This window comes from Maridesulfovibrio sp., from assembly GCF_963678865.1.
In the GTDB taxonomy this organism is placed as follows: domain Bacteria; phylum Desulfobacterota; class Desulfovibrionia; order Desulfovibrionales; family Desulfovibrionaceae; genus Maridesulfovibrio.
Map to the genome: position 1 here is coordinate 3267774 of NZ_OY787459.1, position 12596 is coordinate 3280369.

Genomic DNA, 12596 nt, shown 5'->3' on the forward strand with positions numbered 1-12596 from the left:
GCAACGATGCAGGAGAGGGAGGTCTTTTAATGGTTGCTTATGGCTGTTTAATAGTTGCTGAGTCCGTCGATTATTTGCAACTGATGTTGGAGCATCCTGCTCAATTCAACATTGCGGGGGTAGCTTTTTGAAAGCTGAGAGAGCAGTTTCGCGGCATCCATGTTTATGCCGCAGGCAATATACAGGCTGACTTCCATGGCGTTTTTGGCCAGCAGATCATCCTCAGGGAGTTTCTTGATTTCTTTTTGGGCACTTTTGAGCTTATTGAGCTGGGTGGCGTTTATTACCCGGATCGATCCGGTTTTTATGGCTTCATCTTTTCCGGCTGCACAGACTTCCCATGTAAAAGTCTTTCCGGACTGGAGCATTTTAGCGGGAATGTTCAGATAACTTTTTTTAACCTTTTTGACTGTGCTTTTAGCGTTAGCTCCCTTTCCTTCGGTGAACTTGACAGTGTACGGTGAAGAGCTGCCTGTGCAATTCCATTTGATTCTGATTTTACTGCCGGGAATGACATTTACAAAGCTTTGTTCTCCATGGGCCTTGAGCGGCTTTCTGAAGGCAACCGTTCCAAAATTGACGACCTGACTTTTAGCTATTTTGTCGCCGGAGCCTGAGGGCATGAAGGAAGTTGATTTTTTTTCAGGTTGTTTGCCGGAGAGCAGTTCGATCTGTCCTTCCCTGATTATGAAGGTCGCGGGGCCTTCTATTTTTTCAATGGTTGATGATTCAAAGTTGTTCAGGGTTACGGCTGAACCGGACGGCACGGAGATCTCTTCCATCGGGTTTATGAATTCCAGCAGTTCCAGTTTTGTTCCGGCCAGAGGACCGTCTTTGTATGCCGCTCCACTTCCTTCAAAAGATATGAGCATGGTTGTTTTGCCCCCAGCCATAGCTGAGGATACTGCCATAACCAGAATGAATACTATAAATAAAATTTTTTTAATCATTTTTCCTCCGTATTGAACATGTTTTCGCGGACCGCGTAGACATATTCCTCTTTGCGGCCTTTAATTTTTACCTTGCCACATGACTCCACTTCTACAAGGTCTTTTATATCTTCTTGTACCGCTTCACTGACAAGAATGGAAGCACCTACGGTTTTTGTCATGCTTTCCAATCTTGAAGCAAGGTTCACAGCATCTCCAATGACAGTGAATTCAGCCTTGTATTTGCTGCCGATATTACCGACCATCACATCGCCGGTGTGCAGGCCGATACCTATTCTGAATTCAACCTCCCCGGCATTTGTCCATTCGCGGTTCAGTTCGATCAGGGTTTGTTGCATCTCCATGGCCGCTTTCACCCCGCTCATGCTGGGGGAGGTGTCGGAATCAAGCACACCGAAAAAAGCCAGTAGTCCATCGCCGATAAATTTATCTACAACCCCCCCATGATTATTGACGATTTCTGCCATGGACTCAAAATAACGGTTGAGCCTGTTGACGATTTCTCTGGGAGACCTGTTTTCCGAGTACGTGGTAAAGCTGCGTACATCGGAAAAAAGGATGCACAGGCGGCGGTAATCTCCTTTGAAAAAATCTGCATCATTTTGTTCCAGCAGGCTTTCAGCTACAGAAGCCGGAAGATAACGCTGGAAAATTTTTTTCAACCTGCGCTGCTCGGCACTGAGAACGCCTTCCTTAAGCAGGATAGAGAGAATATAGCTCAAAACTATGGCAAACGAACCTGATGCAGCCGGTAGGACGGTGTAATTGAAAAAAGCGTACCCACTGGCCGTGATGTAGCCGACAATGAGCAACGGTGCCCAGATAAAGGTCAGCTTTGGTGGAGCAAGAACTACCAAACCACTGGCAAGGAGCGCGAGCAGGAAAATGGTTCCCCATTTTTGCAGCTGTGAAAGATCCTGAAAATGCTGGTCGTCCAGCATTGTCTCCAATATCTGGGCCTGAATGAGCACTCCGGGTGATTTGCGGGATTTGCGTTCTGTGAAATTAAAAAGGGGGGTCGGGTGGCGGTCCTGATTGCGGATGTCCATGGCTCCAACAAAGACTATTTTATTTGCAAAATTTTTGCGCAGGTATTCAAGGTCATTATCTTTTATCCTGCGGGTTATTTCTGCGAATTCAAATATCTTGAAATGGGATTCCGGCCTGTAGTTGATGCGTAGCTGGTGGGGCAGATTCTCTATTTTTATTCCGGCAGCTTTTAAGGCTGCCAGAGAGAAACTGTCTATAACTTTACCTTCTCCGTTTTTAATCCATAGATTCTGGCGCCTGATTACACCGTCATCATCTGTGGTCAGGTTAAAATAGCCGCAGTTGTTTTTACCCAGAGCCTGCAGAAAGTAGGAGTGGGGGGCAATTACAGAACTGCCTAGATCCATGAAGCCGGTCACTACCGGGGTGCCGGACATTTTTGATTTTAATATGGCTTTGAGCCAGACCTTACTGTATCCGGGAACGTAATCATCAAAAAGGACATCGGGCAGGAGGAAGTCCAGCCCGATAACCTTTGCCCCGGCAGCCTGCATTCCCCCGACCAAAGCGGCCAGATCTTTGTGCCAGAGAAGGAAAGGCTTGCGGAATTCTTCTTCCCTGAAAGTCTGGTCGCTTATGCCGATTATCGCTACATCAGCGGGTGGAGGAGGGCTTATCCGGGACCGGAGACCTTGCACGTTATCAAGAATGAGTTCCTGAACAGTGCTGAAATATCCCCGCGAACCCGCAAAACATATGAGTAGTGATACTACCAGAGCATTCGCAATAAGAATGGCAGGCAGGTATTTTTTCAGCTGTGCTGTTTCCAAGTGTAGCATTTCGCGCGGATTCCCCTGAGGCCCGGTTATTTTTTCAGCAGGTTAAAGTCATTACCACGAGAATGGGAAACCGGGAACTGGGCGTAGTTGGCAAATTTTTTGCTTAGTGCCGGAACCTCTCTTTCCACAGCGGTCATTATTTCACGAATTGTGATTATCTGATCATCAGTTTTGGATTTGATATTTTTACCATCCAGAGCGTGGAGCAAGGAATAGGTGAAAACACCGTGTCCGAGGGATTCCAACTCTACAGCGAATTGTTCGCGGTCTGTTGCAGCCAGAATATGTACTCCCACATCACGGGCAAGCATCCTCAAGGACTTAATGCCCTTGAAGTTTTTGATCGGTGAGAGAGCTCCACCGGATTGGCAGGCGTCAAGAAAAAGCACTACCCGGTCCGCACCCACGGACTCTACATGTTGTTTTAATTCTTTGGTGGAAATACCGTTTTTGAGAACCTGCTCCTCACTTGCCGCATTAATATTAGAAGGCAGGAAGTACCATTCGTCGTCCACAATAATACCGTGTCCGGCCATGTAGATTACGACAAGGTCATCACGTGGAATGTATTGCAAGGTGTTGAAAACTTTATTGATACTTTGGCTGCTTGCTTTTTCGTCGTACAGGGCAAGTAGTTTTTTCTTATTGACCATGAGTTGGGTGTTTTCGTCAAAATATTTATACAGGGATTGAGCGTCCGGCCTTGCGTAGTCAAGGTTGAGGTCGGCGATAGCGTATTTATTGACCCCGATGGTTACGATCCATATATTCCTTTTTGCTTCCGGTCTTCCGCTTTTAATTACGATCTCTGCAGGATCGCTTTCAAGTTGTTCATCATTAACAGCCACTGCAGAGAAAACGTTTTCTCCGCTGCCAAGGGTTACATTGTATTCACTGATCAGTTCTTTTTTACCGTCTTCAGTTTCCTTTGTAGTGGTTTTTCCCTTGCCGTCGGAAACACGTTTCCCGTTCTGGTACAATTTTACATCACGGATACCGCTACCTTGCTGATCACTGCCTACAACACGGATAATTGCGTCCTGCCCGCCTCTGGCCTTACCGTTAATTTCAACATTGGCCGCAAGGTGAATTCCTTCGGAAACAGTATCAACGTCTTTCAGCTCGGAGGATTTACCGCCCATGACCCGTGGCAGCAGGTTCGGCTCATAGTAAACCTGAGAGAATTTATTGATATTGATGACGTGTTCTCCGTCCTGCCATTCGACTCCCTCCAATGCAGCCTGAGTGCCGTCGAAACGTCCCTTACTGTCTACGACAGCCCAGCCGTCGATAGCTGAGACCATTGTCAGTTGAAGTTGTTTTGATTTCAGGTTCCAGAGTTTGCATGTTCCGTCTTCAGAAGCAGTGAGGGCATTTTCCGCAATGTTATCCATGCGTACAAAAGTAATTTTTTGGGAGTGTCCGCCGATTTCCTCAGTCTTACCGTTCTTGAGGTTTACAGAGTACAATCTCCCGTCTTCTGTACCGCAGACTGTTTTTCTGCTTTTACTGTTTATATCAATACTGGTGATTGTTCCGTTTATTTTCTTATAAATATTGGCCTGACTGTTTGTCTTAAGGTTCCACACCACAAGCTGGCCTTTTTTAGTTCCCCAGATGAGGGTGTTGCCGTCGCAGGCTATGGCTGTTGGAGTGGTGCCGGTAGAAATCTTATCCACAACGTTGCTGGATGCTTTGTCGACAATATAAATAGATTTGCCGGTCGCAAGCAGGACCTGGCCGGCCTCGTTTATTTCTATGGCCTGAAAGGGGCTGTCCCCTATCTTATGGATACTGATATTTTTGCTGTCTGCGGGGTTGAACTGGCTCAATTCACCTTTAAGACCTCCTACAGCCACCCGGCCGTCCTTATGGAAGGCGATTAAATTGGATGGCGGGCAGGATTTGTAGACTTTGGATTCAAGCGTCTTAAGATTCCAAGAGTGAACAGAACCGTCTGAGCAGGTATAAAAGCAGAGTGTGGAGTCAGGAGAAATTTCCACATTGATAATGTCCCCTTGTGCCGCACTGCTGACAGCAACTTCCCGTCCTGCGTTCAGGTCCCATAAGCGCAGTTTGTTTTTCCCTATGACGGTTACCAGATAATGTTCATCCGCACTCAAGGCCAGTGAGGAGACCGGACCGGCAATGATTTTTTCGAAATTCAATGTCGGCCTTATTCTGAGGTCAAGTGCCCGGGAAATTGCAGACCGGGTCATTCTTGCGGCCTGAGCTCCACGGGAAGGGAATCGTGCATGGGCCGAATCTATGAAAAATGCGCTGAGAAGGATTATTACTGCACTGCTGATAATATATTTGTTTTTCATAATTCGCCCCTTAATTAAAAAGGCCCGGTCCCTCTCAATGAAGAAACCGGACCTTTATGTTAGTATTTCAGATCGTATATTTTGCTTGATCTTCTAAAATTAGAAGTCGAAGCGTACCAGGAGGGAACCACCTACGTTGTTTTTGTCTTCGTTGGCTGCGCCGTAACCTTCTGCAGAAATCGCGAAGCTTCCGATGTAGTAGTTAAGACCGAGAGCGCCTTCCCAGAGATGGTCTTCCATGTGCGCTCTATTGTTGTTGATAAGTTCCTGATAGAAGGTACCACGGAAGTAAGGCTCAAAGCCGTTGTCAAATGCGTAGCTGACTCTACCGGAAAGACGACCTTCCCCAAGATAGGTGTCTTCGATATTGTGGTTGTAGTCTTCATTCATGTACATGAAGCCAGCTTCGAAAGATGTAATGAAACCGGCGATACGCCATGCATATTCACCGCTTACGTCACCGACAAGTCTGGTGCCGGAGTAATCCGGGTTGTTGGCGTTGGCATCGTAGTCTGTAAAAGTGGCACTGAACATACCTTTTACTGTAAAAGCGTCATTTACGCGGTATGCAGCATAAGGAGAAACAGAATAACCGGAACCGTCTTCTTTGTATCCGGTAGCTGTAATTTTACTCCAGGTGTTTTCGTAACCGGCGGCGATACCCACTGCCAGTTTGTCGTCAAGCAGGAGTTTATCAACACCCATCATGGCAATACCCACGTCGGAGTCGGATCTGTATCCGGACTTGTTCACATAGGTTTCGGAGTAAGCACCGAGAGCCCATACGCCCATACCGAGTTCGCCGAAAGCATCACCGGAGTTCACACCGCTGGTGCTGGTGCTGACTTTCGGAGAAGGTGCGAACACGTTCATAACACGGGTTGAGATGATCTGGGTGGTTGTACGGGCTGTTTCAGCAGCTTTTTCTTCCCTAGTTACAACCTGTTCACATACAGGAGAACTGGAGTCGTAAGAGCTGGAGCTGGACGTTTCAGCTTTCACCTGCCCGACTCCGGGAATGCAAAGAAGCATCGCTATTAGCAGCAACGCGCATTTGAGATAATTGTTAAGTTTCATTAGTAGGTTACCTCCATTGGAATTATATCTCGTCAAATCTTTATACCCACATCTTGATGGATAAGCAATTTTTTTTTTAAAAAAAATGGCTACATGCGTTGATTTGACTGGCTTTCTCCGCATTTTGCTGTTTTGCTAGATTTGCAATTACTATGATACTTCAACAATATGCCCGGAAATAGTTATTTTTATAAAAATTTAGAGAGATAAACTTATGGTCAATAAGTTGTTTTTTTTGTTTTTTGCATTTCTGTTGTCTGCTTGTTCAATACATGAAGATCCTCTGAATAACGCCATGAATATCGGAGTTTCGGCCGGCTTTGAGCCGTTGGTCCTTAAAACATCATATTTTGACCAGTTTGTTTTTTTGAAAAATGTGACAGGCGCTGATAAAATAGTTGTTTATATTGAAGGTGATGGAAGTGCTTGGGCCAGACGGTATAAGCCGTCGGATGACCCTTCACCCAGAAACCCTCTGGCCCTGAAGCTGGCAGTTCTTGATCCGCAGCCAGTGGTAGCCTATGTGGCCAGACCCTGTCAGTTTACGGGGGGGGATGACGGACGGGGGTGTGATACTTCTTTTTGGACCTCCCATCGATTTGCCCGAGAAGTAGTGCTCTCTACTGAAGAGGTTATCGATAAGTTGAAGGATATGACCGGTGTGAAGAAGGTGGAGCTTGTCGGATATTCCGGGGGCGGGGCCGTGGCTTTGCTGGTGGCATCCGAGCGGACAGATGTTATTTCAGTAAGGACCGTCGCAGGAAATCTTGACCATAAAGCTTGGACTGATTTCCACTCAGTAAGTCCTCTGTATGGCTCGCTTAATTCTGCTGATGTGGTTGAAGAAAATTGTTCGATTCCCCAGCTGCATTATGTCGGTGACGAGGATAGAATTATGCCTCTTGATATTGCTAAGGCGTATCAGAAAAAAGCAACTGCTTTTTGCCGAAGCCGTGTGCGGGTTATTCCCGGCTGTACCCATGCAAAAGGGTGGGTCGAAGTTTGGCCGTCCCTGTGTGCCGGGTTTTATAAGACAGAATCAGTCCGGTAGCTGTACGTCCGGAGAATGGTCAGCGGCGGAAATCAGACGGGACGATTTCATACTTATTGAACAGTTGGTAGGCCCGTGAACGGGAAATGTTCAATTCGGCACAGGTCTTGACGATATTCCCTTTGTTTTTCTCAAGAAATTTTATAAGCGAAGCTACTTCTGCATCCTGACGGGCTTGGAGCAAGTCCAGCTGTTCGTTCTCTTCGTTCATCATTTCCTTCACAATTGTAGATCGGTAATGGGCCGGGATATCTTCTATGGTCACCGGGGTGGTGCCATCGTATATGCAGTAGATGAACTGGGCCAGATTTTTAAGTTCGCGGATATTGCCGGGGAAAGGGTAGTCATTGAGTATATAAGAATATAGATCCTTATCAATTTCAGGCATATTCCTGTTCCCATGCTTGCAGAAGTCTTCCAGAAAGTATTTAAGCAGGACCGGGATTTCGTCGCGCCTATCCCGCAAGGGGGGAATAATAATGGGGCAGGTGTTTATGCGGTAGTACAGGTCTTCCCGGAATGAACCCTCATGCACCATGCGGACAAGATTGCGGTTTGTAGCCGCAACTACCCTGATATCGGTGCGGGTAGTTTTTTCAGAGCCCACGCGCTGCACTTCACCTGTCTCAAGCACACGCAGAAGTTTTACTTGTGCGGAAAGTTCAAGTTCACCTATTTCATCAAGGAAGAGTGTGCCGCCATCCGCTTCTACAAATTTTCCGTTGCGGTCTGAGACTGCTCCGGTGAATGCCCCTTTCACATGGCCGAAAAGCTCGGACTCAATGATGTTTGGGGCAAAGGCCCCGCAGTTAACCGCCAAAAAGTTTCTGCGGTTGGAATTCAGGTGGATGATACGGGCAAAGAGTTCTTTACCGCATCCGGTTTCACCTTCCAGAAGCATGGTCATGTCTGTAGCTGCAACTCTGGAGAGAGTGCGTATAATCTTTTGGATAGGCTGAGAATTTCCGAGAATACCTTCAATTTCCAGCGCATCAGTTCCGGCCCCGGATATCTTCCCCATGGAAACTGCACCCGCCGGGGATGCCGGTCCGGGGAGTGTTGATTGCACAAATGCTTCCCGCAGCGTGTCCAGATCGTTAATAAACGATACTTGATCTTCATGGGTGATGCACGAAAGAGTCATGACCTTTATTTTAAGCAGCTCTATCCGGGCGATGTTTTCATTCAGTCTATCCTGCGGAGTGAGTTCTTCTGTCCGCGAAGGGGCCGGGTAGAAGTCGTCTATGTCATCGAAAGCAAAATCATCTATCATAATATATCTCTTTTTTTCTGCTTTACGAATGACTACTTTTCAGTCGTTATGTTCCAAACCGATTTACTGGTCCAGACCGGTTTGCCTTCAACTGTGGACAGGTTAAAGAGTTTATTTTCGAATTGTGAAAGGGACCCGGAGTAAATAGCCAGTCCGTTACCTACATCAGTCCATTTTATTTTACCCAGAGGTTGGCTGGCAGCGTAGAAAATGATTCGGTCCTCGCCAAAGGGAGGAGCTACTTCAAGGCTGAATGCATCACCTTTACCGGGGATTATGTATTCTCGGTCTGCTTCGAAAGACTCGATTTTTCTGTTTTCGTTGGGCAGCAGTCGTACAATTTCACCACTGTTGGCCACAAAAACGGCGACACCGTGACAATTGCGGTTGGTTCTTAGGTTTACGCTGATCTTTTCGGCTTCATGATAGGTTTTGGAGTCGGTCCATATCCGCGATGTCAACACCGGAACCACTCGTTCAGAGGGCTCATTTTCGGCGCCAAGGGTGTAACTTGCCCTTGCCAGAACGGTGGATTCCGTATTGCCGTTAATGTTCTTTTCTTCTTTGCCGAGAAATTCAATTCCGGAAATCGCATTCGGGGATACGGGGATCGGGGATTCCTCCTTGATCTGTTCCAGAATTCCCTGCAGCTCTGCGTCGGCGTTGCTCCTTGCATCGGAAAGTGCGGATGATGCACTGCTGCCACTTCCGGAAACCGCAAACACAACCCCCCACTCCTGTAAGTCCGGTGCAGGAAGCGGTGCAGGTTTTTCCTCCACCTGTTCAGCTATTTCTGCGGGAGCAGGCTCCTGCTGCATCACGGTTTCCTGTTCGGAAGGTTCCGCAATGACAGACTCTTCTTCTACCATTTCTTCCGCTACGGGAGGTTTTTCCTGACCGACTGCGGTTTTTCCCTGAAGAGGCTCAGGTTCTGGAGCCGATTCCGTGGTCATTTCCGGAGCCTCTTCCGGAGTCGGTTCCGGTTCGGGGATGGTTTCGGTTACTTGTATATCTTCTACAACGGGTTCTTCAGAACTGTCTTTGGACAGGAAAAAATATGCTCCACCGCCGGCAAGAGCCAAAACAAGAACAACTGCCAGCATAATCATCATGCTGCCGGATTTTTTCTTTTTGGGCTCGGGTTTGACCTGTGCCTTGGGTGCCGGAGCTGGTTTTGGCTTTTCTTTCTTCGGGGGCTCAGGTGGCGCAGTCTTTTTCGGAGTACGGAAAGTCGGGCTTTTAGACGCACCGGAGCTGTCTTCTTCAGATATGGATTGAAGTATTTGGCCAATCTTGGTCGGAGGATCAGCTTTGTCTTCTGTCTGTGACGATTGTTTTTCGGTTTGCGGTTCCGGGGTCTTTTGCTCAGCCGGTTCAGGTTCAGGTTCAGGTTCAGGTTCAGGTTCCGCAGGCTCATCCGCTTCGGCAAAGAGCTGCGTTTTGTCATCGTCAGGTTCGGGATTGTTCTGAGGGGCCGGTTCTGACGGCGGCTCAGGACTTGATTCCGGTTCCTCTGCTGCTTCGGGCAGAGGAGAATCCTCGTCCATGTCCAGCAGGGATGAAAATTCATCTAAAGCACTTTCGTCAGCGGGTTGTTCCGCATTGATATTTACAGCAGTGCTTTCGTCATCGTTATCATTAGGTACATATGTTTTTTCATCATTTTTATCTGCAGCCATTTTTCTCCCCTCCGAACAGCTTGCTTTTTGTATTCAATGCCAGAGATTGTTTCTACAATATCCTTTTTAAGGACCTGTTGTCACTTCCCAAGTGCCTTCAAAGAACTCTGCGGAATTTTCTGGACTGATTTTAAGATCCATCAGTTTGTGCCGGAATTCATTTAGGGTCCCGCTGAAAAGACTCAGGCTGTCTCCCACATTCTGTAATTCAACGTTCCCCAACGGTACTGTCGATGAAAAAAGCACTATGCGTTCTGTTCCGTAGGGAGGAGCGACCTCAAGAGAAAAAGCATCTTCCGAGTTAGGAATCCTGTACATGGTTCCGGCCTTGAAGATTTTTTCCGTCCGGTTGGAGTTGGGCAGTAGACGGATGATTTCCCCTGTGGAGGCAACAAAGGCGACAAGGCAATAATAATCTTTGTTGCCCTGCATAATCACGTTGATATGCGCTCCTTTCGGGTAGGAGGAGCGGTCTGTCCAGAGCCTGTTCATAAGTAGACCGTCTTTGCTGCTGTATTCGTAGCGTTCTGTTTTATCGGAACTGAATACAGCCTTGAAAGGAACACTGGCCTTGCCTTTAATAATGTACTCTCCATTAAGTTTCTTTTGACCCTGCTTGATATCCATCAGCTCTATTTCATTGATGTTGTCAGGAAAAATGAGGTTGTACCAGTTGTGTGCTGCCTTGGTTCCGTAGTGCAGCTGTGCGAACCGTCTTGCCTGTTGCAGTCCGTTACGTCTGGCTTCAAGCAACGCCTTTTCATGTGCCTCTACCATGGTTTCTGAACTTGGTGCCTTGCCCTCGACTTCGACAACAAAGTAGCGTGACTCAGATTTAAGTGCCGGAGGCATAGGTGTCAGACGAAATGGAATTTCAGGGGCATCTGATTTTACCTCTGTCTTGATTTCTTCCCTGTCCTGTTCCTGTTGGGTAACTACAGGAGTCTCTGTGACTGCTTCGTGCTGAGGTTCTGGCTGAACCTTTTTCGGGGCCGGTTCAGGCTCAGCCTGTTTGGCAGGGGAATCTATTTCAATTTGTGCTGTTTTCGGTTTTGCAGGGGGGGTAGGCTCCTGTCCCTTTGAAATAAAGAAGAAGGCGGCGGCAGCGATGCCCACAATGATCACGGCAATTCCTGCGATCAGGCCTTTGGATATGCCCTGACCGCCTTTTTTGCTGCTGGCGGCTGGAGAGTCCCAGGATTCGAGTATCTCTTTAAGTTCCGTTGCTACGGCGGTGCAGTTTTCATAACGGTCTTTCGGATTCTTGTTTAAACATTTCTGGACGACCTGTTCCAGTTGCGGGGGGATATCAGTACTGCCCATTTCCTCAAAAGTGGGCGGTTGATCATTTATATGCATCATGGCGGTGAGTTGCGGAGTATTGCCTTTGAAAGGTCTTTTCCCGGTCAGCAGATAGTACATGACCACCCCCATGGAGTAGATATCACTACTTTCGTTGACCATCTCTCCGCGAATCTGTTCCGGGGACATATAGGATGCGGTTCCTACTCCCATAGTTGTCATTTCGGAATTTTCTTCTCCAATGAGTTTGGCTATCCCGAAATCTGCGACCTTGACCTGCCCTTTGTTGGTAACAAACATGTTGGCGGGCTTTATGTCCCGGTGGACCACCCCTATTTCGTGTGCGGCCTGCAAGGCTTTGAATGCCTGGATGAACATATCAACTTTTTGCTGCATGGGAGCATCCATGCAGTCGCTCATTTCTTTGCCCTGCACGTATTCCATTACCATGCAGTAATTATCGGAATCGAAATCAATAACTTTTACAATTCCCGGGTGGTCGATATTGGACTGTGTGACTGCCTCGATTTTGAATTTTTCCCGTACGGATTTGTTTTCAACGAAATTCTTCTTAAGCCGTTTGATTACGACCTTGAACCCAAGATCCTTGTTATGGCCGAAATAAATGTCGGCCATACCGCCGCCCATATCCAGAGCTTCATCGATTATGTATTTACCGAGTACAGTGTCGCCCACTTTGTACATTTTTTTCTTCCGTTTGTTTGAAAATAGAAAGGGAGGTTCAACTCTGGAAACAGGGGGGCTGCTTCCGGATCTCTGCCGTTATAGTTTGGAGGCGGAAGTGCGTACAAGCACGGTTTGCGCCATATTTTCATAATTCCTATAACACATTAATCGTTCCTATCAAATATAGCAAGATCTCCCCAAATTTTCAGGATATAAAAAAGAAACAGGAGTCTTTTCATCCATTGCGATGGCAGTGGAACCTTGGAAGATTATGACGGAACCCGTTTCATGAGGGTCTGAACGGAGATTCATTCTAGGTCAAGGATGCACGGCTTTCTTAATGTGTCTCCCCTGTTCTTTAGGGTTATTTTTGTTAACACTTTGAAATATAAGCATTTGATTGATCGGTAACATGAGATGT

At 47.2% G+C, this 12596-nt stretch carries 8 protein-coding genes; 1 reads left to right on the forward strand and 7 read right to left on the reverse strand.

All coding sequences use genetic code 11. From position 1 onward, the window contains the following. Window positions 1–47: 47 nt before the first annotated feature. From ACKU41_RS14910 to ACKU41_RS14925, 4 genes are all read right to left on the reverse strand, one after another. Window positions 48–950, reverse strand: coding sequence for a hypothetical protein (locus ACKU41_RS14910; protein ID WP_321401904.1), 903 nt, complete (start codon window positions 948–950; stop codon window positions 48–50). Next, entirely contained in the window at window positions 947–2779 is a 1833-nt protein-coding gene (locus tag ACKU41_RS14915; RefSeq protein WP_319778212.1) for an adenylate/guanylate cyclase domain-containing protein, read from the reverse strand. The genes ACKU41_RS14910 and ACKU41_RS14915 overlap by 4 nt, the downstream gene beginning before the upstream one ends. Before the next feature lie 26 nt (window positions 2780–2805). Continuing rightward, window positions 2806–5106, reverse strand: a complete 2301-nt coding sequence (locus ACKU41_RS14920) for a caspase family protein (RefSeq protein WP_321401907.1) — start codon at window positions 5104–5106, stop codon at window positions 2806–2808. A gap of 99 nt (window positions 5107–5205) precedes the next feature. Continuing rightward, window positions 5206–6183 (reverse strand): autotransporter outer membrane beta-barrel domain-containing protein, encoded by a 978-nt coding sequence (locus ACKU41_RS14925; RefSeq protein ID WP_319778214.1) that lies wholly within the window; start codon window positions 6181–6183, stop codon window positions 5206–5208. A 295-nt stretch (window positions 6184–6478) separates the two neighbouring features. On the opposite strand from ACKU41_RS14925, the gene ACKU41_RS14930 reads away from it, so the two are divergent. Further along, the gene (locus tag ACKU41_RS14930; protein ID WP_321401910.1) at window positions 6479–7234 is read left to right on the forward strand and encodes a hypothetical protein; all 756 of its coding nucleotides are present in this window, start codon (window positions 6479–6481) and stop codon (window positions 7232–7234) included. A gap of 19 nt (window positions 7235–7253) precedes the next feature. On the opposite strand, the gene ACKU41_RS14935 is transcribed toward ACKU41_RS14930, so the two are convergent. The 3 genes from ACKU41_RS14935 to ACKU41_RS14945 all read right to left on the reverse strand — a co-directional run bounded on the left by ACKU41_RS14935 (window position 7254) and on the right by ACKU41_RS14945 (window position 12193). Beyond that, window positions 7254–8507, reverse strand: a complete 1254-nt coding sequence (locus tag ACKU41_RS14935; protein WP_319778216.1) for a sigma-54 dependent transcriptional regulator — start codon at window positions 8505–8507, stop codon at window positions 7254–7256. Between the two features lie 32 nt (window positions 8508–8539). After that, window positions 8540–10186 (reverse strand): DUF4384 domain-containing protein, encoded by a 1647-nt coding sequence (locus tag ACKU41_RS14940; protein WP_321401913.1) that lies wholly within the window; start codon window positions 10184–10186, stop codon window positions 8540–8542. Window positions 10187–10252: 66 nt separating this feature from the next. Continuing rightward, window positions 10253–12193 (reverse strand): protein kinase domain-containing protein, encoded by a 1941-nt coding sequence (locus ACKU41_RS14945; RefSeq protein ID WP_321401915.1) that lies wholly within the window; start codon window positions 12191–12193, stop codon window positions 10253–10255. Window positions 12194–12596 lie beyond the last annotated feature (403 nt).